Origin of the sequence: Rossellomorea pakistanensis (genome assembly GCF_016908495.1) — a bacterium.
Classification (GTDB): Bacteria; Bacillota; Bacilli; order Bacillales; family Bacillaceae_B; genus Rossellomorea; species Rossellomorea pakistanensis.
This window is the reverse complement of sequence record NZ_JAFBDZ010000002.1, coordinates 1015704-1041957: the sequence shown is the minus strand read 5'-3', so window position 1 is coordinate 1041957 and position 26254 is coordinate 1015704. Positions and strand designations below refer to the sequence as shown.

The window sequence follows — 26254 nt, the reverse complement described above, 5'->3', positions numbered from 1 at the left end:
TTATAATAGTCGTTACTTCGTATTGGCCAATTTTAATAGAACGGATAAAAGGAGATTAGCCCCTTTTTCAATGTCATCATCTAGTGTTAATTCCGCTTCATTATGGCTGATTCCATTAATACTCGGTAAAAAGATCATTCCAGTATCCCCTAAGAAGCTCATATATTTCGCATCATGTCCCGGTCCACTAAATAAATGCATGGAAGAATAATTCCATTGATCTGCTGCTTCAGAAATCATATTAGTAATCACTGGAGAGAAGATAACCGCATCTGAGTCCCAGGAAGTTTGTATAATTAACTCAACTTTATGAAGAAGCGCAATTGTACTTAATTGTTCTTTCAACCTATCAATAGCATGGTTTCGAATTTCATCATTTTTATGTCTAATATCAATCGTAAACTCCACTTCCCCAGGGATAACATTAGAGATATTTGGACTTACATTCAATTGACCTATAGTGGTTTTTAATCCTTCGATTTCCTGTGTAATCTCATTGATTTTCGTAATCATTTTTCCAACAGGAACAATGGCGTCTTTTCGATTCTCCATTGGGGTTGGTCCAGCATGGTTGGTTTCTCCAATGACTTTTACGGTTAACCAGCTCATTCCTTGAATTCCTTCCACAATGCCAATCGTCTTATTTTTTTGGTCTAAAATGGGGCCCTGTTCAATATGGAGTTCAACAAAATTTTTTACTGTTTTAATTCGATTTTTTTCTTCTCCCATGTACCCGATTTCTTGTAGTGCTTGCTTGAAAGATTTCCCATTAATATCTTTACTATTGTAAATAAATTCTTTCGTAAAAACCCCTGCTACTCCACCTGAGCCAAGCATAGGAGGGGAAAACCTTGCCCCTTCCTCATTCGTAAAGTTAATGATTTCAATCGGATTCTCTGTTTCAATATTTTGTTCGTTAAGGACACGAATGGCTTCCAATGCAATTAAAACCCCTAGAACACCATCATACCGCCCCCCACACGGCTGAGTATCTAAGTGGGAGCCCACCGCGGTAACAGGTCCTGAATTGTTTCTGCCTGCCCTTCTTCCATAGATGTTTCCCAAATCATCAACTCTTACCTCTAGACCTTCGTCAATTAACCAATCACAAAATTGATCTCTAACTATTTTATCTTCTCCAGAAAGAGCTAGGCGATTAAGCCCCCCATTTCTTGTAGAACCAATGGACGAACTAATGTTAATGGTTTCTAGTAATCTGCTTTTGTTAATATTCAGTTTAGTGGATTCCAATCATTTTCCCTCCTCGCTCTTTTTATTTGCAAAAACTATGCCAAAGTTCAATTGGACATAAATTCAGAAAAATGATAATATTGACGCTAGTTTGAATCAGATCCGCTTCAAATTTGAATCGATTTCGCCTATGTGAGTCGATTTTGATCACCTAAGGGAGGCTTTCTATGAATTTTCCAACAGAACATTTTTCAGCGGTCTTAAACCATTTAAATGATGGTGTTTTTATAGCAAATACTAAAGGTGTCGCTCTATGGGTTAATGATATGAGCACAAAACAATTGGGAATCGATCGCACAGGGATCATCGGAAAAACAGTGGAGGAATTAGAGAGTATCGGGTTATTCACTCCATCTGTAACGAAAATAGTATTAAAGAACAGAGAAACAACTACCAAAGTTCAAACCTCAAAAGGACGGCAATACCTTGCTACCGGACTATTAATAAAATTAGAAAACACAGAGTATGTTTTAGTTCATGTAAAAGATATAACAGAAACGGTAAAAGCTTCGTTTAAGTTAGAAAAAACCGAAGCATTAATGAAACAGTACTGGCAGCAGCTACAAGAAATGAAATTTACACAAAAAAAAGAAAATGACGGCAAATTAATTATTGGTAAAAGCAAGCAGCATACAGAAATGTTCGAGTTAATGAATCGCGTCGCTAGTTTCGATGCGACGGTTTTATTGAATGGAGAAACCGGGGTTGGAAAAAGTATGATCGCAGAAGAATTACATAAAAAAAGCACTCGATCTGACAAGCCTTTCGTTCAAATTAATTGTAGTGCAATTCCAGAGACATTAATGGAGTCCGAATTGTTTGGTTATATGAAGGGAGCTTTCACAGGGTCTAACAGCAAAGGAAAACAAGGATTAGTCAAGAAAGCTGATGGGGGAACACTTTTTCTAGATGAGATCGGGGAATTGCCCCTTCAACTACAGCCTAAACTACTCCATTTATTACAGAATAAATCCTATATTCCGATTGGAGGGACCGAAGTCCAAAAGGCTGATATTAGGATTGTAACCGCCACCAATCAGAACCTCCTTGAGATGGTCAAACAGAAAAGATTTAGAGAAGATTTATACTATCGTTTAAACGTCATTACCATTACAATTCCTTCACTTAAAGACAGAAAGGATGACATTCTGCCGCTGCTCTATCACTATCTAGGCATCTTTAAAACAAAATATACCCGTGACGTATCCTTCAGCAAAGAAGCCGTAGAATTATTACAGGATTACGACTGGCCGGGGAATATTAGAGAGCTAGAAAATACAGTTGAAAGATTAGTGATAACTTCTCTTAAAAATGTCATTACTCTGGAGGATTTACCGGATAAAATTCTAAATGAATCCACTACTGCTATTGACCAGCATCAACAAGAGAACAATCTATTACAATTAAAAAATCAGTCTCTCCCTCAGTATATGGAAAGCATTGAGAAAAAACTAATTGAAAACGCCTTAAATGAACACGGAACAACCAGAAAAGCAGCGAAGTCCTTAGGAATCACACAATCTTCTATTTCGAGAAGAATCAAAAAGTACCATTTAAATAATTTGGATTAGCTAGTAGTGGAAAATGCACTACTTTTGAATTTTTATGCTCGAAAATAACTATTTAATGCACGAGATTCTAAATTTACGCAAAAACTCAGGATAAATGCACAAGTAATCAGATTTATGCACATCTCACTATTTAAACGAGCAATCACCTTATGCATAAGGATTGGCACATTTTTTGCATGTTATTCAATAGAGATATGCAGTCAAGTTAAGAGCATATCGAATAAATCGTCATAGAAAAAGACAAGCGGGATGAGGAGGATATAAAATGGTTGTTGCAACGACTACCAGTACACCAAAACAAGATGGATTTAGAATGCCAGGGGAATTTGAACCACATAAAGGGACATGGATGCTTTGGCCGACAAGGACGGATACATGGAGAGCTGGAGCAAAACCAGCGCAACGCGTATTTGTTGAAGTGGCAAAAGCGATCTCCAAATTTGAACCCGTCACAATGTGCGTATCCGCAGACCAATTCGAAAATGCACGTGCCCAATTGCCAAATCATATTCGGGTAATCGAATTGTCTTCCAACGATGCATGGATGAGAGATATGGGACCGACATTTGTAAAAAATGACAAAGATGAAATCCGTGGCATAGATTGGGGATTCAATGCATGGGGAGGTTTAGTTGAAGGCCTTTATTTCCCTTGGCACCTCGATTTACATGTTAAAAAGAAGGTACTAGAAATTGAGCAGGTTAAAAGATATGATGCCAACGAGCTTATATTAGAAGGCGGCGCCATAACTGTAGACGGTGAAGGAACATTAATTACGACAGAGCAATGCCTTTTAAACCCTAACCGTAACCCTTCACTCTCAAGAGAACAAATTGAAAAGAAGCTAGATGACTATTTAACGATCGAAAAAGTCATTTGGTTAAAGGATGGGTTAGTAGGGGATGAAACCGACGGACATGTGGATGAAGTGGTGTTTTTTGTACGTCCAGGAGAGGTTGCAATAGGCTGGACAGATGATCCTAATCACTCTCAATATTCAGTCCTCCAGGATGCATACAATATTCTAAAAAACGCAACCGATGCAAAAGGGAGGAAGCTCAAAATCCACAAAATTCACCTACCTGACCAAATCACCTTAACTCAATCAGAAAGTGAAGAAATCGATTTTGCCCATAATAGTTTTCGCCGGTCCAGCGAAGTAACGTTTATTTCCACCTATATTAATTGCTATCTATGTAACGGCGGAGTCATTTTACCTGTATTTGATGACCCACAAGACAAGGTCGCGATTGAATCCTTTAAAAAAATGTACCCCGATAGAGAAATTGTACCTGTTAACACAAGAGAAATATCTGTTGCTGGGGGGAATATTCACTGTATTACTCAACAGCAGCCGCTGCCCTAATTCGTCTTCTTGCGGAAACTTGATACATCTTATAAAAAATGTCTAATAGAAAGAGAGTCTGATCAATTCAGACCCTGAGCATGAAGAAGTAGTAAAGGTCAAGGATTGAAAAAGGAAATGGTGCTTATTGGACAAAACCAGGTTCCGAGCGAAGCCGAAATCACAGAAGCAGAAAGTTCCATATGGTACAGCAGATGATGATCAAAAAATTCAGGCCCTATGGTAAATGTCATTCATAAGAACGGTGCTCTAATATCATTATTTTAATTATTGGCGGATCTCTTACTTAGTAAGCAGGAGACCGCCATTAAATATTTAATAGGAAAATTTCCTCATTTTCATCAGGAGATAACCCCTTCCACCTCATAATTCCAGGCTGATCCGTGGGAATTTTCCCAATTTATACAGTATTTTATCCGCCTTTCTTCACTTTTCAAGGAATAAAAACAACTATTCTCTCAGATTAATAAGGAACTATAGACTGTCTTTTGACAGAATTTCAAAAAAATTCCCCCAATAGGGATTTTTCGATAAAGAAAGAAATGTATTATGTGAACTGAATGTAAAGGGGTGAATCCAAGGGGAAATAAAGCCTCTATGAATCTTCACAAAAAATCTATGAGAAAGGGTGAGAAGATGAAGAGATCCATGAAGAAAAAATTATCGGCAATCGGTATGTCTGCTTTGATTGCCGGAAGCATCGCAGCGCCGGCTGGGGCAACATTTGAACTGCCAAAGGAGAATGGACAAGCAGAACAGGCAATTCCTCTGTTAAAGGAGTCTAAGGCTAAAGTAGATAACCTATGGAAGGATAGTGCAGGAGACCATCCTCTATACGGGCAGAAGCAGAAAGATTTTGATCCAAAAGAGAATATCAGATTGATAGTAGAAGTAGATGTAGACAAAAAAGATAAGCCTGAACAGAAGGTAGAACAAGTAAAGAGCAGCTTCATGAAAAAACGAAGCGGCGGTTCTGAAATCATCCATACATATTCTGAAGGTTTTTACGGTTTCAGTATGGAGACAACCATTGAGGAAGCAGAAAAAATTAAGAAAGTTGATGGTGTAAAAGATATCCGTATTGCGAAAACCTATGAGCACCACGATTTGAACAGCAATGAACTTGTAGAGGCGATGAATGTTTGGACGGAATACAATTACACAGGTGACGGAATGGTTGTCGCGATCGTGGATTCGGGCATCGATCACAGACACGAAGCTCTGCAGCTTACCGAAAATGGGAAAGAACACGCGAAATATAATGAAGACAACATCCAGTCTACACTGAATGAGACAGAAGCAAACGACATCTGGTATACCGATAAAGTCCCTACAGGTTATGACTGGGCTGATAAAGATACCGATGTCATCCCGGACAGTAATTCCCACGGAACCCATGTCGCCGGTATCGTAGGAGCCTTTGAAGAATCTCAGAAAAAAGCAGTCGGTGTGGCGCCTGATGTCCAGCTGATTGCGGAAAAAGTGTTTTCGGACAGCCGAGGATACGCATACGACGATGACATTGCAGCAGGAATCTATCATGCAGTGGAAGTTGGCGCAGATGTCATTAACATGAGCTTGGGATCTGATGCAGGAATTGTTGACCCGAATGATCCTGTTCAGCGGGCGGTCAAGTATGCGACTGATCACGGTGTGCTTGTAGTCGCTTCCGCAGGTAATTCTTCTTACAGCACGAAGCAGAACTTGTTGCCGGATTCTGACCTGCCATTGGCGAAAAATCCGGATATCGGCGTAGTAGGTGACCCGGGGATTACTCCTTCAGCGCTTCAAGTGGCTTCCTCTGAAGCAGACCTGATGCGAGTAGAATCGCTTACTCTAAATGATGGAACAATGCTAGGATACCAAAACCAGTCATCTTCTAAAAAGCTAACTGAGGAACTTGAAGCAGGTCAGGAATATGAGCTTGTTTTTGCGGGTGAGGGATTTGGCAGCCATCTTGAGGGCTTAGACCTTGAAGGCAAAATTGTGGTCGCTAAACCAGCTCAATCCTATTCTATCTATTCCAGCTTACAACGTGATTCGGCAAGGAAGGGTGCCGTGGCAATCATGGTTATTCCTCCAGACGAACTTTCAGACTATCCAAATCTGTTGTTCTCACGCAATTTCATCCCCGCTGTCACGACTGGACAGGAATCAGGAAACAGGTTGATGGAAAGACTTCAAGACGGTGAAGAAATTAAGGTCAAGCTTTCAGATGAAGGCATGTGGGTCCAAAACCCTGCGACAGAGCCAATGTCGCATTTCTCTTCTTACGGGGCACCGACAGACTTGAGCTTCAAACCAGAAATCACGGCCCCAGGCGGCAAAATTTCGTCAACGGTATTAAATAACCAATATGAGACGATGAGCGGAACATCCATGGCGAGTCCGCAAGTAGCGGGAGGGGCAGCGCTGTTACTGCAGAAATACTACCAGGAGTTGGGACTGCCGAAAAATGAAGAGACTATCTTGAAAGCAAAAATGGCTCTTATGAACACATCTGATATTTTAAAGAATCCAAATCATGAAAATACACCGTACTCACCGAGAAGACAAGGGTCTGGAATCATGAAAATTGAAAAGGCAGTGGAAACACCTTATTTAGTAAAACAAGAAGGTGTACCGCTCGAGAAGGCAGCTTCTGTAGCACTTAAAGAAGTCGGGCGCACATTCGATTTTACACTGGATGTAGAACCTCTGGCTAAAAAGCTGGAAAAAGCGAATCATCAATTTGAAATCCAAGTAGATGTACTGACGGATGAATCAGAAACGAGATCTATAAATGGCAAGGAAAAAGAGTACTTGACATTAAACAGCATCCCGGTTGAAGACGCTGTTATCAAGGTGAACGGAAAAATCCTCAGTGAAGATAGCAAGATCCAATATAAACCTCGCCGTGATGACGAAGTAACAATCTCAGTTACACTTCCAGATTCCTTAAGTAAAAACCGCTTTGTAGAAGGATTTGTCCGCTTCGTACCGAAAGGAAGTTCTGTAAAAGATTTGAAGGATTTAACGGTTCCATTCATGGGCTTCTACGGCGATTGGGATTCCCTTGATAATATTGATGAAAGCCCTGTGAACGGCGATCCTTTCCTTGGATATACAGTACTTTGGAACGACATGCTCAACCTTCCATTGGGTTATGACAGCAAAACAGGTAATTTCAATCCAGATGAAGTTGGATACTCGCCAAACTCGGTTGTGACAGGTGTCTACCCTTCGTTTACCGCATTCCGAAACCTAAAAGAGATGTCACTAAGCATCCAGGATAAAGAAGGAAATACAGTAGCCAATATTTCAAACTTCAGTGAATTTACTGAAGACGGTAGCCCTTATGCGTTCCGTAAAAATATCATGGCATACCGTGATTACTACTATGGATTTGATGGGATGTTATGGGACGGAACTGATGATGAAGGTAACATCCTTCCAAATGGCGATTATTATTATGTGTATGAAAGCACTTTAAACTATGAAGGAGCAGAACCGCAGCAGACGAAAATCCCATTCAAAATGGACGGAGCTGCCCCTGATGTGGAAAACATCCAAGTACAAGAACAAGAAGACGGTAATTATAAAATCACTTGGGATGTACAAGAAAATAGTACGGGTTATCTTGGCAGCCTTTTCTGGGTGAACGGCAAGCCGAAGTCACTTCCTGATGGTGCAAAGGAGTATGTATCTGATGTGAAGCCGGAAGTAGTAATGATATCCGCGATTGACGGTGTCCGAAATATAGGAGTAAACTATTGGGGCAATGAAGAACTGCTTCACGCAGATCCGTTCATCAATTACTGGCATGTATCCGGAACCAACATTAATGAAACAAAACCGGCTTCGATGCTCATCTTCGGTTACAAGCGATTGGACTGGCACATTGAAATCTCTGACTCAGAAGGAAATAGGCTGGAATATACAGATATCGAAAATGAACATTCTATCTACGGACTGAAGTGGTATCCGAATAAAGAATATCCGAATGGCGACTACTTTGTAACCGTAACCGCAACAGATGAAAAAGGGTTGTCACTGACATCCGAACCGAAGAAAATTACAGTAAAGCATCAATAAAAGAAAGCCAGGAACCCCGTTTACGGTGTTTCCTGGCTTTTAAGCTTGTAGAAAAACCCCATGTTATTTCTCTACAAGCTTAGGGTCTGATCAATTCAGACCCTCTTTCTTTGTTTCAACATCAGAATATATTAACTCATAACTATATTTAACGATTTCAATGGCTCAACATACTCATACCCTAAATCATTCGCTACGGCTTCACAAGTTACAGAGCCATTTACTGTATTTACCCCTAGAGCAAGAGCATGATTTTCTTTTATAGCTCGTTCTACTCCCTTCGAAGCAACCTCCAATACATACGGAACCGTAACATTTGTTAAAGCAATCGTTGATGTTCTAGGAACAGCACCTGGCATATTCGCAACTGCGTAATGAACAACACCATATTTGTTATAGGTTGGTGCATCATGAGTTGTAATCTGATCAACCGTTTCAATGATTCCGCCTTGATCAATAGCAACATCCACCACAACAGAACCTTCTTTCATACTCTTAACCATTTCCTTTGTAACGAGCTTAGGAGCTTTAGCCCCCGGAATTAATACAGCACCAATCACAAGATCTGACTGTGTAACAGCCTCAGCAATATTGATTGGATTGGACATTAACGTTTGTAAATCATTCCCGTATAAATCATCAAGTTCACGTAAACGATTTGCACTTAAATCAATAATCGTTACATCAGCACCAAGCCCCATTGCTAGTTTGGCAGCGTTTGTTCCTACAACTCCCCCGCCGATAATCGTTACTTTTCCACGCTTAACCCCCGGAACTCCTGAGAGAAGGATCCCTCTTCCCCCTTTTGTCTTTTCAAGGAATTGCGCGCCAATTTGAGCAGCCATTCTCCCAGCTACTTCACTCATCGGTGTAAGCAGTGGCAATGCACCTCCAACTTGAACGGTTTCATACGCAATGGCTGTTACTTCATTTTCTACAAGCGCCTTGGCTAGCGCAGGTTCTGCGGCCAAATGTAAGTAAGTAAATAGAATAAGACCTTTCCGAAAATATTTAAATTCTGAAGCTAGTGGTTCCTTAACCTTTAAAATCATCTCAGCCTCTGACCAAACCCTAGCAACATCCTGTTCAATGATCGCCCCTGCTTGTTGATAAGCGGCATCGTCAAACCCGCTCCCTTTACCAGCCCCTTCTTCAACAATCACTCTATGACCTTGTTTGATAAGCGTAATAACACCCGCTGGAGTAATCGCGATACGATTTTCATTATTTTTGATTTCCTTAGGTACACCGATATTCATAACATTCTCCTCCTACTCTCTCTTCAAAAATATAGTTATTGCAAACCATAAATAAAACTCATTTGAAGTGAAAAATCCCATAACCCCATCCAATACTTTGTTACCATTTTGTTTTCACTTGCACATCCATTCATAATCTTTTAACAGTGAACGATAACAATAACGTGCTAACTCTCTCTTTTTCCCTACTCTCCTTTCATCACTAGTAGAAGTTAGCTAATGGCTCTACCAACTTAAGCCTTCTCATGGTTTATAACTGCAAAATCTGTGCCAACTTTTTTCATCGAAATAAATAGGTGATTAAAAGAATGAATGATAGGTATAATTAAAAATCCTATCATTCCACATCATAAATGATTCGATTTCGATACAAATGAATCATTTTCGATTCTGAAAAATTACTAGATTGATTGAAAAGTAAACTCGATTTGCTAAAGGTGAATATCAATAAATGGGAATCCGGAGGAATCACAGATGTTTTTAGGATTAGGCGAGTACTGCATATTTTCGTTATCTACTTAAGAATTACCAAAATAAAATCCCAATCTCTCATTATCATGGGAAATTGGGATCTATATAATAAGGCTATAACTTCTTTAAAATCATGACAAATATATGATACAAACCACTTAAATATTTATATTCTTAAGAATCTTCTATTTACCCAGAGCCAATACGTAGAAGAACAAATAAGCGATGATCTTTTTGCCATTTTTAGTCTACCGCACGCAACAAAGGGAAACAAATAAACAACAACACTACGCTCATGATCAATGGGAATGCGCTCCAGAACATGATGGTACTAATCGAAACACCCAGACCTAGAACCCCCGAGGTCGCCGCATACGATAATGGCATCAACCCTAGGGACGCCATCCGAATCAAGCCCATTACCCGCCCGATTTTTTCTTTGTCTGTATGTTCCTGAATCATCGCGATTAATGGGATATTGACGGCAGGATTCAAAATCCCAATAAAAATAATAACGGCAATGGCCATCCAAACCGTGGTTGTCTGACTGAAAGCCAACATCACCATGCCTTGTGCGGCCATTAGATATAATGCATATGCCCCTCGCTTACGGCGAAGATTCAAAACACCTATTATAATCGACCCGGCAATCATTCCGAAGGTCAACCCACCCTGTACATAACTGAAGTCACTCGCTTTTCCCTGTAAAACACTTTCAACAAATATCGGAAGCCCCATGAACATCGGTCCCGTAAGAAAAAAATTTACGACAACGGCAATGATAAATAATGATTTTAGTAAACGGGATCTCCATATATACACAAACCCTTCTTTAAGCTGAGGACCAAAACCTTTTGATGATAAGGTATTTGTGCTTTCCGGTTTAATTACATTTATGGGACGTACACAGAACCCACCTGTTAATAACAATAAGCTAATGATGATAAATAATGATTCATACCCTGTTAAACTGAGGACAATGCCTGCAAGTAGCGGTCCAGAAAACAATGCGATTTGAATAGTACCCTGAATGACGGAATTTGCTCGTGTAAGCTGCTCGTATTTTACGATCATTGGTAAAACCGAGTCCCTCGCAGGTTCAAATAACCCACCTAGTATTCCAAAAAGCATGGCATTTACAGCAAGCACCCAAATCGGTAAAGGATGAGTGAAGACAAACAGACCAGCCATCCCAAGAGCAAGTATTCCTCTCGATATATCGGAAAAATACATCATTTTCGATTGGTCACGAATATCAGAAAGCACCCCACCTATCATCATAAAAATAATCCGGGGAATCGATAATGAAATCAGGACAATCCCTAACGCAGCACTTAATCCTAACTCTTCTACGATGTACCAGGACTGAACAAACATGAACATCGACATACTTAAGCTTGAAAAGATGGTCGCCACCCATAACAATACAAACGACCTCTCCTGAAATAAGCCTGATTCCTTCTCTAATTCACTCGTTTGTGCCCTTGCTTCTTGCATCCAATCACACCCCTATAAAAATATTTTGTCCGGTTAAATAAATTTTACATACTAGCTAAAAGAAGAGTCTGAATTAGGACTCCACCTCTTCAGACCTTTTCCTATCAAACATTGATTCGTCTACTTGAATACCAAGGGAATGGAAATAATAGAGCTTTGCATTCTCTGTAGGATTTTTCTTTTGTATATCTGCGAGTTCATCCATAAGTTCATAGTACTTCTTCTGCCACGCTTTAAAGTCCTCTTCAGTTGCTTTGATTTCAAATGCACTCGATAAGTACTTCCAATCAGTTGGATCTTGTGAACCAGTTTCCTCCTGCAACGCTTCCTCCGGTGTAGATAAGACCCTCATCTTTGAACGCTCCAGCATATTCACCATCATTTGCCGAACTGTCTCACTTAAATCCCCCGAATTGGGCAGCAAGGTTCGATCAGCAACAAATCCCCCCGCTACAGATTGATAAAACTTCTGGACTATCCCATTCTTTTCTTCCCTTTTTACGATTTCGACTAGCTCATTTTTTTCTAATTCTTTCAAATGGTAATGAATTCGAGCCCGTGACAAGTCAAAGACTTCAGAAAGTTGCTGACCTGTTTGAGGCTTTTCCATTAAACGTAAAATGAGCTGAGATCGAAAAGGATCACTTAAAGCCTTCAACTGTTCATAGGTAGTCAACAGTTTAATATCCTTCATATGTTCACTCCATTTACTCGGTAAAATTTATTTAATTATAGTATATAATAATACGAATGATTGTCAAACATTCCTTTTAAGTGTATATAAGCCTCTCTTCTTTTCTGTTAACATCATTTTTCAATATACCTAAATATTCTTGCCATGGTCCTACGTCTGCCCTGTACCTCTCAGCCATTACCCGAGAAATTTGAGCAATATGTGTTAAATCATGAACAACCCACGTAGAAAGCAATTCTCTTAAATGCACTTTTCCAAATGCAGGGTGTGAGCCTGTCAACTCAAGATGCAAATCAGGTTCAATCATCCTTTGAAGTTTGGTTATGTTTTGGGACCTAATCGCTTTAAATTCGAGCAACTTGTTTTCTATTGATCCATCATGCCTATTATTTAAGTGCGAAAAACGATCAAATGGGGGAAATGGCTTTTTTTCACCCTCCTTCATGATCATTTCCAGCCTTGGCATCCAATTATTTTTCTCCCCATCAATGAGATGCTCAATTACTTCAGAAACATTCCAAGTGCCTTCCCCCTCATTGGATTGCAGCCAACTATTCGATAAACCAGATAAAAAATACTCTAAACTTTGTGGTGTGCGCTCAAGTACCTCAATCGCTTCCTTCATGTTAAAATTCATATCATTTCTCCTTTTTGATGAAATACTAGTTATTCTAAAAAGGTTTACCTGATTATATTCTAATTCTATGTATTCTCGTTACTTGGTGAAGTCCCTGCTTTAATTTTATAAAGCGTCTTTATTTTTTGTATAATGCACCTGATTCCCTATACTTCTGCCCTTCCGTTCCTTATCCAAATCATTATTATTCACGATCAGATCAGGATATTTAACAGGGGAACATTATTCTAGGTATATTTTTGAAGCAGGATGATACCTCTCTAAGTAAATTCTTTTGGCATTTTCTAAGCCAACTAAGGCATGTTTCTCTCTATTACTCCCTTTTTTCTAAAGCAATCTCGTATAGTATGATCCTGCTTTAGATTTCTCCCATGTCATCAAACAATAACAAAAGATCCTTCTAATTATAATGTGGTTTACTACCGTTAATGTTCTCAAAAAATTCATGAGGTTATTGTCAGGGTCAGTTATTCCGAATTCACGCACACCCCACCACTGATCTCTTAGCTGTGCATTAGGATGCAAAATTCCCAATGATTGAATACGACTATAAAGTTCATCAACCACTTCTACTTCTATCCGACAACTGGAAGTACCTGCGATAAACGACTCGGCACCTGAAATAATTGGATTTGAGTTGTTACGAGATCGCCAGCTTTCATCACTTGCCTCCCAAAGATGAATAAGTCGAACCTCTTTGAAAAGAAGGACCGCGAATCCACCCTCGTGGTAGCCCAAGGTAAAACCGAGTTTATCGCAATAGAAATCAATGCTTTGCTTAATATTTCTCACTGGTAAAGCTGGAATGGAACTGATCATTTTCATTTATATAATTCCCCTTCCATTACTAGTTTCCTTTGAATTTCCACAACCGTTAGCATAAGAAGGGGCTGTCTAAAAAGGGAACTGGAACAATCATAGATAGAAGATACTCAAGAGGTTTCTATCTATGATTGTTCCAGTCTCCTTGGTTTTAGGACAGCCCTGTGTTTTTATTTGTTCCCCAACATCCTAACATATGCATATATTTAAAATCTCGTGCATTTCTCCTGGATTTTCGTGCGTAAAATTAGATTCTTGTGCATTTACTAGTCCATTAGGTGCATAGAATTAAAAAATTGTGCATTACGACATCCGAGACAAAGAAAAATAATCTTTTTCATGTAGAGTAGTAGAACATGGGCTGTCCAAATAGAGAGAAATCCAACAAGTTTAAGAATAGAAACGTTATTTATCTTATCTCTAAAATCAAAATCATACATCTGATAGTAGAATGATTGACTTATCAGATAACCCTCTTTCTTACATTCTCGTTAACTCATTTTAAATACTTGATTACAGCCATTTCCTTCCCGAATCTATCGCCATGATCCATAAACCCTAAACCGGAATATAAATAATGGGCTCCCTTATTTTCCGGCTGGTAACCTACTACAATTTTCTCCGCATTCGGTAATTTAGCCATTTCTGCAATCATTAACTCAGTTGCTGCTTTCCCTATATTTTTACCTTGAAAATTCTTATCGATCATGATTCTATATATCCAATAACCATCGAGTTCTTCTTTGACGGAATTAAACATTAAAAATCCTACTACTTGTTCTTCAAAGTATATGGCATAAGGTTTTAGTGTAGGTTCGAACTTTGATTGTGCTATTGAATTAGCATTAGGTTCAATATATTTTGCTTGTTTCTCTGAAACTTCTAGTTCACAACATTCATACCAGTTTTCTGCATTCACTTCTACTAGTTTCACATTACTTTTTTCCACAAATTTTCCCCTTCCGTATTCGGGGAAACGCTAAAAATTATTGTTAATATGGCGTTATCCCCTTGTATTTATAATTGGTAAAAATCATTTTGTTTGCCATAATAAAACGCCTCCCTTTACAAAGACTATCAAAAAATTAATGAGTGAATTTTTCGACTAATTTATTATACCATAATCCTCCATTTACTCCTCTTTTCCTTCTTATATTTTCAAGTTTTAGAAACAATTTCGAATATATTTTTTGAAAGGAAGTTACCTTAAAACTTTGTAGGGAAAGCATGGAAAATGTTTTTTATTAGACCGGTGAAGGACGTTACCACGTAGAAAAGTAGCAGAAATGACCTTCATATTGCCGATGAAGGGCGAAGGAAAGCAGAAGAAATTCCCTTCATATTGCCATGAAGAATTTACACTGTTCATTTCTGCATAAAATCGAATACAATGGAAGTATTACCAAATAAGGAGGCAATTTACATGAAAAACATGACGAATCAAACCGTACAAACATATAAGGGTGGAACACTTTTATAAATTGTAAACGGTGTACCCCCTTATATGTGTTTATTTAAATAACACATAAAGGGGTAAATCATGGATTTTCCAGTAAAAAAATTTTTCTCATATTACAAGCCGTATTTAACGTTGTTTCTCTCGGTATTGGCGTGCGCTTTTATCGTATCTAATGTGACTTTGGTGTTTCCATTACTCGTTCGGTATATTACGAAAGATGTTTTGGAAGGAGACTTGTCCACTGCATTAAATGAAGTGTATTGGATTGGTGGGCTGATGCTTATATTAGTCGCGATTCAGAATATCGGGAACTTCTTTGTGGATTACAAGGGGCATGAAATCGGTGCTCGCATGGAGCGTGATCTGCGCAGCGAGCTGTTTACGCACATGCAAAAGCTTTCCTTTAGCTTTTATGATAAGGAAAAGACGGGTCAGCTTATGTCTCGTATTACGAATGACTTGCTGCTGCTTTCCGAATTGTATCATCACGGTCCAGAAGACTATATCAAATATCTCGTTCGTTTTATTGGAGCATTTATCATCTTGTTCTTTATTAATGCACCATTAACGATCGCTGTATTTTGCTTTTTACCTTTCTTAGGTGGCTTTGCTTTATATTTTAATAAGATTTTGAACAAGGCCTTAAGAAGCAACAAAGAGCGGATCGGGGACGTAAACGTACAGGTAGAAGACAGTCTAGCTGGGATCCGTGTAGTAAAATCGTTTGCCAATGAGCCTGTTGAGATTGAGAAGTTTAACCGGGAAAATCAACGTTTTCTCGATAGTCGAAAGAAAACGTACAAGGCCGAAGCCTATTTTTTCAATGGTGTTGAAACATTTATCCAACTGATTACGATTACAGTAGTGATCTTTGGAAGTGCCAGTATCGTAGGCAACACGTTAGATTTAGCAGATTTGATTACTTTTTTACTGTATATCAGCTTTATGATAGAGCCTATTCAACGGCTAACTCATATGAGCATGCAGTTTCAAGAAGGGATCACTGGCTTTCAGCGCTTTATGGAAATTATGAACCTTAAGCCGTCCATTAAAAACAATGCGAATGCCGTGACCCTATCAGAGGTAAACGGTGAAATTGAGTTTAGAAATGCTTCCTTCCGATATGATGAACACATAGACAATGTCTTGGAAAACCTGTCGCTTCATATACAACCGGGAGAGTTCGTTGCGTTCGTTGGTCCTTCCGGTGCGGGAAAAACGACATTATGCTCGCTTATCCCCCGCTTTTATGATGTGACAGATGGAGGCGTGTTCCTAGACGGGGTTAACGTTTGTGATATCAACTTGACATCCTTAAGAAAAACCATTGGGATTGTACAACAAGATGTTTACCTTTTCACAGGAACGGTGATAGATAATATTCGCTACGGAAAACCCCAAGCAAACGACGCTGAAATTATTGCAGCTGCCAAGCATGCTAATGCACACGATTTTATCATGAATTTACCAAACGGCTACCACTCAGAGATCGGTCAACGAGGGGTCAAGCTTTCTGGTGGTCAAAAACAGCGGCTTAGTATCGCCCGTTTATTCTTAAAGAATCCACCAGTGCTTATATTAGATGAGGCCACTAGTGCACTAGATATCGAGAGTGAAAGCATTGTCAAGGAATCACTTGAATTGCTGGCAAAAGGGCGTACCACTCTCGTTATTGCCCATCGCCTTTCGACCATTCGCAATGCTGGACGGATTATTGTTCTAACTGAGGAGGGGATAGTAGAACAAGGTACTCACGAAGAGTTACTTGCACGCGATGGAGCATATGCGCTTCTATATTCAAAGCAGTTTGAATTACAAGTATAGGCTTTTTCAACAAAAATCGGCACCCTTTTCTAAAAGAAAAAGGTGCCGATTTTTTATATTTAAGTAAAACCCAAAATAAATTAATCATCTTCCATTTTATACTTTTTGTATGCCAAAGGTGTCATGTTCATCGACTTTCGAAATTTATCTATAAAATAACTTGTACTATTAAACCCGACTTGGTAGGCCACATCCGTTACATTCGCTTCTGCTTGTTGCAACAGACTTAAGCTTTTTTGAATCCGATAATCGGTTACGTATCTTAATGGTGTTGTTTTTAAAATGCGTTTAAAATATCGACAGCATTCCGAACGACTTAATTGTCCAGCTTTGGCAATGTCGTCTAACATGATTTTCTTAGCATAGTGTAAATGGATCCAATTTAACATTTGCTTCATTCGATTACTTTTTTGCATTTCTATCTGATCGTATTCTAATGGAAAGCCATTTATGAGTAAGTTTTGCCAAATAAACATTAGCTTCATGGCAATGTCGATTTCAAAGTATGATGATTTTTGTTGAATTAATTGATTAATTTTCATAATAGCATCTAAAATGTTTCCCCCCCAAGTCTCATTCACATCTATATATAAGTAAGGCAAATTCGTCGCTTGAATATAGGGATATACATAAGTTGTATAAAGTTCTTGCGGTAATACGAAATAAGGGGAAACATTTAAGCAAATATAGACACACCCCGATTGTTCCTTTTCTTCTGCCATGTGCAGGCAGCCGCTATTGATAAATAACCCGTCACCCTCTTGAACCACTAGAGTTTCTTCATTTATTTGAAAGACGGCTTCCCCTTTTACAATCAGAACAAATTGAAGCTCATCATGCCAATGAAGGGGGATATATCCATTAATATTTTGGTTAATCGTTGTTTCGTAACAGGCAATCGGTAGCTCGACTGTACGATGTATGGTTAGCTCTTTTAAGCTTCGATCAACCACGAAATTTTTAATTTGCAACTCCCCACCTCAATATTCTTATATTTTTTTGTTTAATTTGAGTATTATTAAACGAAATCTTCACTTATTATAACACTATTATTATATTTAAAGGTGGAGAATCAATCATGAATAGACCTACTAGAAGAACAGGGTTATTCCTCGTAATAATGGGAGCAATCTTTTGGGGTGTCGGCGGCACTGTTGCCCAAAAGCTCTTTCAACAAGATGTAATCCAGGTTAATTGGCTTGTTACGACACGTCTACTTATAGCTGGATTTTTATTATTAACCGTTCAATTTTTTGGTAAGGATCGTTCTCAAATCCTAGGTGTCTGGAAAAAAAGCAGGGCAGCCGTTTCACTGTTAATCTTCGGAATACTCGGCATGCTTGCTGTTCAATACACGTATATGGCATCCATTAATCATGGTAATGCTGCGGTTGCAACATTATTACAATATTTAGCCCCAGTAATGATCATCATTTACTTAGTTTTACGGAAGCAAACGATTTTTACACAACGGGATTTATTAACTGTGTCCCTTGCTTTAGTTGGTTGCTTTTTCTTATTAACCAACGGCTCAATCTCTCAATTGTCTGTGCCGGGACTTGCTATCGTTTGGGGTATTTTATCTGGTATAGCGTTAGCATTTTATACATTATATGCCGTCCCTTTACTGAAGCAATATGACTCTCTTGTCATCGTTGGCTGGGCTATGATCATCGGTGGATTTGCATTAAGCTTTATCCATCCCCCTTGGCAAGTAGATGTTTCAAGCATAACGACAGAAACCTATCTTTACTTACTTTTCGTTATCCTATTTGGGACAATGATTGCCTTTTGGTTTTATATAGAAAGTTTACAAAGTCTTTCCCCTAAAGAAACAAGCCTTTTAAGCAGCTTAGAGCCCTTGGCAGCGGTTTTAACAACGGTCATTTGGTTAGAAGAACCTTTTGGATTTTTTCAATGGGTTGGTACAGCTTGTATCATTGGGATGATTTTATTATTGGCATTAAGTAACAAGCCTTCTTCAAAGACAAGGCATTCTTTTAAAAATAAAAAGCCCCTCAGAGTTAGCTAATTCCTCTTAACTCTGAGGGGGAGGTCTTTTGGTTAAGACCATTCTTTTCAAATTCCGTACCATTTCAGTTTGAAAGAGTCATCCATCTATCATGTCCCGCAATAGGTTCTATAGGGACGGGATGATGGTTCAGGCAGGACGGAGTATTCAGCCTGTTCAGGCGTGTGTGCAAAAGGCCTTGAAAGTACATCAAGAAGCCGCTCCATCACACTGTAGTCTCCTTTTTTCACCGCGGCTTCAAGTGCTTCTTCTACCCGGTGATTCCGCGGGATAACGGCTGGATTGCTTTCCCGCATTAACTTGTGCGTGGATTCCTTCGTTTCCTCCTGCCTGCCCAGTCTCTCCTGCCACAGTTCATACCACTTAGTAAATTCCGTTGTCCCATACAGAACTGTATCCTTCTGTTTCTCAAAAGTTAACGCTAAGAATGTATTAGTAAAGTCAGCATGATACTTCTCCATCATATTTAGGAGATCTTCAATAAGAGACTTATCTTTATTCTCTTCATTAAAGATTCCCAGTTTGGCTCTCATACCTGCGAGCCAATGAGAATGATACAGCTCAGGAAAATCTGAAATCGCCTTCTGGGCAATCTCAACAGCCTCATCCTGATTTTCGTGTAATAACGGTAAAAGGGATTCAGCAAATCGCGCAAGATTCCACCCGGCAATAGGCGGTTGATTTCCATAGGCATAACGTCCTCGTCTGTCAATGGAACTGAATACAGTTTCTGGATCGTAGGTATCCATAAAGGCACAAGGCCCATAATCAATGGTTTCTCCACTAATGCTCATGTTGTCGGTGTTCATCACTCCATGGATAAAGCCTACCAATTGCCATTTGGCAATCAGCTTAGCCTGACGCTTAATCACTTCCTGAAGGAGGGAAAGATAGCGGTTCTGCGCCGCGTCAATGTCCGGAAAATGTCGTTCCAATGTGTAGTCAGCGAGAGCCCGTAGCTCCTCAGTCGTCCCCCAATTTACAGCGTACTGAAAAGTCCCAACTCGAATATGACTAGCAGCCACGCGGGTCAAAATCGCCCCAGGCAATTCCGTTTCGCGTATAATAGACTCACCCGTTGTCACCACCGCAAGGCTGCGAGTGGTCGGAATCTCAAGCGCATGCATGGCTTCACTAATAATATACTCACGCAGCATCGGTCCAAGTGCCGCTCGCCCATCGCCTCCGCGGGAGTATGAAGTTCTTCCTGAACCCTTGAGCTGGATATCAAACCGCTCATCTTTGGGAGTTATTTGCTCACCAAGAAGCAGAGCCCTGCCATCCCCCAGCATGTTAAAATGTCCGAATTGGTGCCCTGCGTAAGCTTGAGCAAGAGGCGTAGCACCTTCTGGAATCTGGTTGCCAGCAAGCACTTCTACACCATCATTGCTTTGCAGCGCCTCTACGTTTAAACCTAGTTTTTTTACCAATGGAGAATTAAGAATGATCAGTTTCGGTGATTGTACTGGGTTTAGGTCCTGTTTAGTAAATAATGATTTCGGTAAACGGGAATAACTGTTGTCAAAATTCCATCCTGTTTCGTTTTTTGTCATTGTATCTCCTTTTCTTCTTTTGTCTTTTTGTATCCTAGTTTTTACTTTTATATAAAAAAAACCATTGATATCCAATGATTTTCTCAGGTATTTATTTCCATACTAACATAATACAAATAATTCTTGTTGATGTTTAATTTTTAAATGACAATCCTTTTGTCTGCAAAGCAGTCCTAAGTTTAGGCAATGAAGCTGGTCCCATACCGTGAAATTGTAAAATCTCCTTTTCACTATAGGTTGATAGCTTTTGTAAAGTTGTGATTCCGTTGTTTTCTAACGCTCGTCTAGCTGGTGCCGAAAGGAGCGAAAGAAATCCACCTTCAGGCTTCCGTTCTTGCTCGCAGACCGGACAGGTCGGACAGTCGCTGCTTTTATAGTATTTGTGCCCTTTGCTACAGGTCCTTAAACTTTTCTTTGACGTTTCCATAGTTTATGTCTCCTTTTCTCAACCATTATGTAAAAAATTCATTTTTCTCATCTAATATTACTTAAAGTCTCCATAATTTTCTGCTCAAATCCTTTTCATTACACAAAGACAAGGTGCTAAATGTACTTTCATTATACTGTTTAAGTTAAGAGGTAGAAAAGGTATTTACATGGACGAATAGAGCGGAGTAGATTTATAATAGTGTGAACAACATTTTTGTACTTTAAAACTATTCATTTAGGTGATGATATGAAAAAAGAAACGATTCTTCAGTTTGATACATCGGTTGCCCGTAAAAAGCCAAACAGTGTTCACAGGAAAAGCCTGTGCCCATTTTGCGAAAGTGGAGGACTAGCAGAAATATTGGATACCCATGACTCTATCATTCTTGTGAAAAATAAATATCCTGTTCTAGATGATGCCTTTCAAACCGTATTAATAGAGACAGATGAGTGCGAGTCCGAGTTATCTGAGTATCCAAAATCGCATCTCTATAAAGTAATAAGATTCGGTATGGAAAAGTGGTTAAAGATGGAGGAAGAGGATCGCTTCGAATCCGTTTTGTTCTTTAAAAACCATGGACCACTGTCAGGAGGCTCTATCCGTCATCCGCATATGCAAATTATCGGCTTAAACAATGTGAATTACAGGGACAATCTGACGGAAGATTATTTTATCGGACTAGAAATCCATTCATCAAATGGAGTTCAATTAAACCTTTCCACAAAGCCGATGATTGGCTTTACGGAATTTAATATTGTCCTTGACGATTTGGATCAAATTGAACAGGCAGCTGATTATATTCAAAAGTCTGTACATTATGTCGTTCATCATTTTAATGGCCGTGGATGTTCAAGCTATAATTTATTTTTCTATCATTGGATTGGTAAAATATTCATAAAGATTGTTCCACGATATGCAACAACACCATTGTATGTCGGGTATGGTCTACGGCAAGTTTTTAGAAACCCTCAAGACCTTATTGACGAGATGACAAAGCATTATTTTTAATGCATTTCTCAAAAGTAAATATAGTATTTTTATACACTATAAAGTTAGAAGTTGATTTTTGTTACTTCACAAATTCCCCTATTGCTTAATAAAAATTAAACCAAAAATTCAATCTTTTAAGCATTCAGGATCTCAACAAGCCCTCGATAAATGGCATCATTAAAAAAGGGTGTCCAGAATTTTAGTTACCCAAAATTTCTGGACAGTCCCTATCATTTAAACTGTATAGAACACCTGTTAGTTTAATTACAAGCCTCCCGTATACCACTTATATCCATGTTTCTGAGAGTGTGAAATCGCATTATTTCGTTCCACTTCATGAGTATATACTTTTAGCATGAAGATAATTTTGAAAAAAGATTTCCTTTTTAACGTCGTACCATACTGCAAATGCAAGTACTATCACAAAGGAACGAGAAACCATATCATTTTGGGATAAACCTCCTTACTATTAATAATCACAATGTGAAACCCTTCCTAATGCCTCTCTTACTTCAGAATCAATGAATTAAGCGACAAATCTACTCAAATAGTTCTATTTAACAAAATAGGAATAATTTACACTTGTTACTAGAATGAACAATTTCCTTATAAGTCATCACCTATTGTGGAACAACTAATAGGTCCTTATTGCGAGCGAGCATTCTATTTTTTATAATAATAGCATTGAGAACAGTGTATCTAATTAATTACCGCAGGAATTATAATAAATAAAAGGATTCCCACACTTATAAATGTAGATCCGATAGCATAATATAGACGTCTATTTTTAATATTTTGTATAACATTAACTATGGTAGAGAACAGAAGTAATATCGGTATCCAAATAGGAATGGAAGGTGTATATAGAAAGTCATTCAAAACTGAGAAGATACCAATAATAGTAAACAAACTTACAGATACAAATAGAAAAACTTTCCCTTTCTGTTTTTTCCCACTATTCAGATCCTCCTAATAATTTTCTTCTTCAACCCCTTCTCCATTCCTGTATAGGTATCGATTACTGTTCTGCACAAAAGTCCTTTTTAATTGAATACATACATGTTCTATAACTCTAGTCTACTTGAATTCAATTCAGTTATTCTTTAAATCCTTCTCCATCCGAATATCAGACCACATTTTATCTTGCCAATAGGTGAAATCATCAATCTTTCCGATTTCCTTGTAACCTAGCTTCTGATACAGCTTCTGAGCTTGTTTATTAAATTCAAATACACCCAGTTCAATACGATTGAGACCCTGCTGCTTAATCTGGTTCTCTAAATATTGTAACGCTACAAAACCAACACCTTTGCCCCGACCTTCAGGCTCACCAATGGTAATCCCTAGCCAGGCGGTTCCTGCCTCTTTTTTGTAAAGATGGCTTGGATCGACCATATAGTTCATTTCGCCTACTAACTGTTCATCCAGATAGATTAGGTAGGTGTGATGGTTTTCTAATCGTTGTGTTAATTCTTCCAAGCTCATTTTGACTTGGCGTTCCATTTCTAGCTTATTTTTGCTTGGGCGGGTCAACGGAATTAAGGTGGGATCGTTTTCCCATCGGTTAAATACGTCAACAAGACTTGAGCTTGCTTCAATTAATTTGATGAATTGAATATTCATGGGGTGCTCCTTTCAAGTTAAAATGGAATTTTGATTGTTTTTTATTTTTTATATGTTTTTTAAATACTACTGTCTTTTTTAGACTAATAGATTTTTTATGCTTGATCTTTTAGAAACATCTAACTTGTTTCTTTATCATAAGGCAAAAGATTAGAAGCTTTTATTAGTGCCTTTAAAACAACTATTATAAATTGGAGAGATTACTTCTTTCTTATATAGAGCTGCTTGTGAAGTGTCAGGATCATTTTCTACCGCTCTTTCATAGTTATCAAACAATTTGTATGCTTCTACTATTTTAAATGTTTGGTCTGTATGAGGATGTTTATATGAAGATGTCAGTTTATCAAGTTCAGACTCTCTCTTGTTGCCGTTTTACATCTGATTTAGTTGAAGATTCTTCACAGCCAGTCAAAGTGAATGCTGCAAGTATTAATAAGGTAAATCTCAAAATTTTGAATCGTTTCTTCAAAAATGGGTCTCCCCTTTTTTCTATTTGACCAAAAAATTTGATAATTAAGCCATTCATTGCATCATAACCCTGTCCTATTGCTTAATTACAATTATTTCAAAATTTGTCATTTAACTCAATCTTTAATTTCATTAAAAAAGACCCTTTCCATGTGTAGAAAAGCGTCTGTTGATATGCGATATCAGGGGTTAAAAGAACTTCCTGCCATAATGAATAACAATAAAGTCGCCTAAAAAATCATTTACCAATCACTTCACCGACTCTGAAAAGCCACTTTCAATCCGAGTCCTATATAGATTACTCCTACGACCTTACCGCTCCAACGACCTAACCAAGATATCCGCTTGACCATCCTGGAAAGTAAACGTACGCTCATCGCAATAAACGTTGTATAGATTGCACCTAACAATACAAAAATTAAACCAAGGATCAGGAATTGGAAAAAGGATGCTCCATGAGACGGGTGCACGAACTGGGGCAAAAACGCCAGAAAGAAAAGAGATGTTTTCGGATTTAGAACTTCTATTAAGATTGCCTGACCATAAGAACTAAATGTCGTCCCTGAAGAAACCTTTGGTAGTCGAGGATCCTTGGGCTTTTCCAAAATCGCCCGAATTCCTAAGTAAAGCAAGTATGCTACTCCTGCAAACTTAATAAAGTTGAAAGCGAGTGCAGAGGTCATCAAAATGGCAGATAGGCCCACTGCTGCAAATAACGTATGAATGAAATCGCCGGTCGCGATTCCAAGACCTGTCACAATACCGGCTTTACGCCCACTTTGAACTGTACGGGTAATGGTAAGAAAAACAGCTGGACCTGGTATCAAAAATAGACCAAGTACAATAACGACAAACGCACTTAAGGTAGAAATAGTAAACATTTTGTTTTGCCTCCATTTCCTTAAAATTCCCTCGAAAATAGTTAACTTATTTTATCAATAAATAGTTACATTAGTAAATGAAGTTCTTTCATAATGCTTAAATAACTTTTTAAAAAAAATCTTTGTAAATAATCTCACTAATAACGGATAGATAATACGGCTGCTTGGGATAAAATGATGACGCTTTTATTACCATTCAAAGTAAACGGGCGTTTTAATGAAAAAGAAAAAGACTGACCCAATATCGAGATACGAGGAACCACAACTTCAACATGTAGAAGAAATCCCCTATATATTGACGGTTCCAAACCTATTTAGGACAGCCCATTTATTAATCTTCCTTATTCCAATTCTTTACTTTAAACAATGCCTACTTTTATACTTATTATTCAACAAACGAGTTATCATTTCTTTCTCTGATTAATTTGAGTTGCTGCTGGTGGCCAGTTGATCTACGTCAAAAGGTGAAAGAGATTCAATTAAAGAAAAGAGAATGATATTTGTTGCCCCTCGGATTGTTTCATATTGGGCTTGCTGCTTCTTGAACTAAGGGGATGACCAAAAAGGTATCCAGAAGTACAATTCGGTTGTTCATTTTCTAATTTTTGGTGCTGAAGGTAACGGCGGATCACGTGCATATCTTAGTGTTTTCGTTTATTTTCACTGAAAGATCGTCCTATTTTTCTATTATTTGGGCTTAACCTATTCTTCTTGGCTATTTTTTACGGTTCTACGCCACTTCGTCCATCAGAATTCCCACTTTTTCTTATTAAGGAAGTGGATATGCACGACTTTTCGAATTTATGCACGAGAATGGCTAACTTGTGCACGGGTATCGAATTTTATACACGAAAGCCTAGAGTAAATGCACGAGAATTATTGATCACCAAAAGGGATGCATTTTGTAAAATAACCTTCTCTTCTCATGCCGACCTTTTCCATGACACGATAAAATGGAATATTTTCTGGACGACATGTAGCTACAATTCTATGTAACTTTAGATCCTCAAAACCATATTTTATATTTAAGATGTAACTTCGGTAGCGTAACCTTTATTGATATTCAGGGTTAAATACCCATCCTATTTCATAAAAGTGCTCTCCAAAATATTTGAAGAACTCTACATGCCCGATTAAAATATCTTCATCTACTAATATTACTGGAAAATTCTCAGCTGAATCACCAATATTTCTATTAATAAAATCCTTTGTTTCTTCTTCTGTTAATTCGTACCTTCAGATTCCACCTCACGATAGACACCCTTGCCACTAGCTAGCAGTTCCTACTGCCAAGCCTGTAGTGGACTTTCACCACCAAGTTGTAGCCCATGTCGGGCGTACCAAAAAACTAG

General features: G+C 38.5%; 17 protein-coding genes and 2 pseudogenes. 6 read left to right on the top strand and 13 right to left on the bottom strand.

The genetic code is table 11. From position 1 onward, the window contains the following. Positions 1–12 precede the first annotated feature (12 nt). Positions 13–1251 (bottom strand): M20 family metallo-hydrolase, encoded by a 1239-nt coding sequence (locus tag JOC86_RS12690; RefSeq protein WP_205173113.1) that lies wholly within the window; start codon positions 1249–1251, stop codon positions 13–15. A 167-nt stretch (positions 1252–1418) separates the two neighbouring features. On the opposite strand from JOC86_RS12690, the gene JOC86_RS12685 reads away from it, so the two are divergent. The 3 genes from JOC86_RS12685 (at position 1419) to JOC86_RS12675 (ending at position 8262) form a co-directional block, all read left to right on the top strand. Then, a complete protein-coding gene (locus JOC86_RS12685; protein WP_205173112.1) occupies positions 1419–2822 on the top strand; it encodes a sigma-54 interaction domain-containing protein in 1404 nt (467 codons plus the stop codon). Between the two features lie 265 nt (positions 2823–3087). Then, entirely contained in the window at positions 3088–4188 is a 1101-nt protein-coding gene (aguA, locus tag JOC86_RS12680) for an agmatine deiminase (RefSeq protein ID WP_205173111.1), read from the top strand. 597 nt (positions 4189–4785) lie between these two features. Beyond that, on the top strand, positions 4786–8262 hold the full coding sequence (locus JOC86_RS12675; protein ID WP_205173110.1) for a S8 family serine peptidase: 3477 nt from the start codon (positions 4786–4788) through the stop codon (positions 8260–8262). 131 nt (positions 8263–8393) lie between these two features. Here JOC86_RS12675 and ald read toward each other — a convergent pair whose 3' ends face one another. From ald to JOC86_RS12645, 6 genes and pseudogenes are all read right to left on the bottom strand, one after another. Next, positions 8394–9521 carry an alanine dehydrogenase gene (gene ald / locus JOC86_RS12670; RefSeq protein WP_205173109.1) on the bottom strand — a complete coding sequence of 376 codons (1128 nt, stop codon included), beginning with the start codon at positions 9519–9521 and terminating at the stop codon, positions 8394–8396. A gap of 714 nt (positions 9522–10235) precedes the next feature. Next, positions 10236–11489 carry an MFS transporter gene (locus JOC86_RS12665; protein ID WP_205173108.1) on the bottom strand — a complete coding sequence of 418 codons (1254 nt, stop codon included), beginning with the start codon at positions 11487–11489 and terminating at the stop codon, positions 10236–10238. A gap of 73 nt (positions 11490–11562) precedes the next feature. After that, a complete protein-coding gene (locus JOC86_RS12660) occupies positions 11563–12183 on the bottom strand; it encodes a winged helix-turn-helix domain-containing protein (RefSeq protein ID WP_205173107.1) in 621 nt (206 codons plus the stop codon). Between the two features lie 76 nt (positions 12184–12259). Beyond that, positions 12260–12820: a DinB family protein gene (locus JOC86_RS12655; protein ID WP_205173106.1), complete on the bottom strand. Its 561-nt coding sequence runs from the start codon at positions 12818–12820 to the stop codon at positions 12260–12262. 426 nt (positions 12821–13246) lie between these two features. Beyond that, positions 13247–13645 (bottom strand): annotated as a pseudogene (locus tag JOC86_RS12650) (bleomycin resistance protein); the annotation flags it as partial. Between the two features lie 493 nt (positions 13646–14138). After that, entirely contained in the window at positions 14139–14591 is a 453-nt protein-coding gene (locus JOC86_RS12645) for a GNAT family N-acetyltransferase (RefSeq protein WP_205173105.1), read from the bottom strand. A gap of 591 nt (positions 14592–15182) precedes the next feature. On the opposite strand from JOC86_RS12645, the gene JOC86_RS12640 reads away from it, so the two are divergent. Next, a complete protein-coding gene (locus JOC86_RS12640; protein WP_205173103.1) occupies positions 15183–16925 on the top strand; it encodes an ABC transporter ATP-binding protein in 1743 nt (580 codons plus the stop codon). A gap of 80 nt (positions 16926–17005) precedes the next feature. Here JOC86_RS12640 and JOC86_RS12635 read toward each other — a convergent pair whose 3' ends face one another. Continuing rightward, positions 17006–17896, bottom strand: a complete 891-nt coding sequence (locus JOC86_RS12635) for an AraC family transcriptional regulator (RefSeq protein WP_239587544.1) — start codon at positions 17894–17896, stop codon at positions 17006–17008. Positions 17897–18003: 107 nt separating this feature from the next. Here JOC86_RS12635 and JOC86_RS12630 point away from each other — a divergent pair, with 107 nt between their 5' ends. Further along, on the top strand, positions 18004–18957 hold the full coding sequence (locus JOC86_RS12630) for an EamA family transporter (RefSeq protein WP_205173102.1): 954 nt from the start codon (positions 18004–18006) through the stop codon (positions 18955–18957). A gap of 89 nt (positions 18958–19046) precedes the next feature. Here the strand turns inward: JOC86_RS12630 and JOC86_RS12625 are convergent, their stop codons facing one another. Both JOC86_RS12625 and JOC86_RS12620 read right to left on the bottom strand, forming a co-directional pair. Then, positions 19047–20510, bottom strand: a complete 1464-nt coding sequence (locus JOC86_RS12625) for a protein adenylyltransferase SelO (RefSeq protein ID WP_205173521.1) — start codon at positions 20508–20510, stop codon at positions 19047–19049. Between the two features lie 133 nt (positions 20511–20643). Further along, positions 20644–20937 carry an RNA polymerase alpha subunit C-terminal domain-containing protein gene (locus JOC86_RS12620; RefSeq protein WP_205173101.1) on the bottom strand — a complete coding sequence of 98 codons (294 nt, stop codon included), beginning with the start codon at positions 20935–20937 and terminating at the stop codon, positions 20644–20646. 216 nt (positions 20938–21153) lie between these two features. On the opposite strand from JOC86_RS12620, the gene JOC86_RS12615 reads away from it, so the two are divergent. Then, entirely contained in the window at positions 21154–21948 is a 795-nt protein-coding gene (locus tag JOC86_RS12615; RefSeq protein ID WP_239587543.1) for a DUF4931 domain-containing protein, read from the top strand. 1074 nt (positions 21949–23022) lie between these two features. Here the strand turns inward: JOC86_RS12615 and JOC86_RS12610 are convergent. The 3 genes and pseudogenes from JOC86_RS12610 to JOC86_RS12600 form a co-directional block, all read right to left on the bottom strand. Next, positions 23023–23553, bottom strand: a complete 531-nt coding sequence (locus JOC86_RS12610) for a GNAT family N-acetyltransferase (RefSeq protein ID WP_205173100.1) — start codon at positions 23551–23553, stop codon at positions 23023–23025. Positions 23554–24275: 722 nt separating this feature from the next. Further along, on the bottom strand, positions 24276–24902 hold the full coding sequence (locus tag JOC86_RS12605) for a LysE family translocator (protein ID WP_205173099.1): 627 nt from the start codon (positions 24900–24902) through the stop codon (positions 24276–24278). 876 nt (positions 24903–25778) lie between these two features. Next, a pseudogene (locus JOC86_RS12600) lies at positions 25779–26126 on the bottom strand (GNAT family N-acetyltransferase); the annotation flags it as partial. Between the last annotated feature and the right edge of the window lie 128 nt (positions 26127–26254).

What these genes read in the sequence shown, in the direction of transcription:
- JOC86_RS12685 (WP_205173112.1), top strand. Translation starts at nt 1,419, where the DNA reads ATGAATTTTCCAACAGAACATTTTTCAGCGGTCTTAAACCATTTAAAT.
- aguA (WP_205173111.1), top strand. Translation starts at nt 3,088, where the DNA reads ATGGTTGTTGCAACGACTACCAGTACACCAAAACAAGATGGATTTAGA.
- JOC86_RS12675 (WP_205173110.1), top strand. Translation starts at nt 4,786, where the DNA reads ATGAATCTTCACAAAAAATCTATGAGAAAGGGTGAGAAGATGAAGAGA.
- ald (WP_205173109.1), bottom strand. Translation starts at nt 9,521, where the DNA reads ATGAATATCGGTGTACCTAAGGAAATCAAAAATAATGAAAATCGTATC.
- JOC86_RS12665 (WP_205173108.1), bottom strand. Translation starts at nt 11,489, where the DNA reads ATGCAAGAAGCAAGGGCACAAACGAGTGAATTAGAGAAGGAATCAGGC.
- JOC86_RS12660 (WP_205173107.1), bottom strand. Translation starts at nt 12,183, where the DNA reads ATGAAGGATATTAAACTGTTGACTACCTATGAACAGTTGAAGGCTTTA.
- JOC86_RS12655 (WP_205173106.1), bottom strand. Translation starts at nt 12,820, where the DNA reads ATGAATTTTAACATGAAGGAAGCGATTGAGGTACTTGAGCGCACACCA.
- JOC86_RS12640 (WP_205173103.1), top strand. Translation starts at nt 15,183, where the DNA reads ATGGATTTTCCAGTAAAAAAATTTTTCTCATATTACAAGCCGTATTTA.
- JOC86_RS12630 (WP_205173102.1), top strand. Translation starts at nt 18,004, where the DNA reads ATGAATAGACCTACTAGAAGAACAGGGTTATTCCTCGTAATAATGGGA.
- JOC86_RS12625 (WP_205173521.1), bottom strand. Translation starts at nt 20,510, where the DNA reads ATGACAAAAAACGAAACAGGATGGAATTTTGACAACAGTTATTCCCGT.
- JOC86_RS12620 (WP_205173101.1), bottom strand. Translation starts at nt 20,937, where the DNA reads ATGGAAACGTCAAAGAAAAGTTTAAGGACCTGTAGCAAAGGGCACAAA.
- JOC86_RS12610 (WP_205173100.1), bottom strand. Translation starts at nt 23,553, where the DNA reads ATGAATATTCAATTCATCAAATTAATTGAAGCAAGCTCAAGTCTTGTT.
- JOC86_RS12605 (WP_205173099.1), bottom strand. Translation starts at nt 24,902, where the DNA reads ATGTTTACTATTTCTACCTTAAGTGCGTTTGTCGTTATTGTACTTGGT.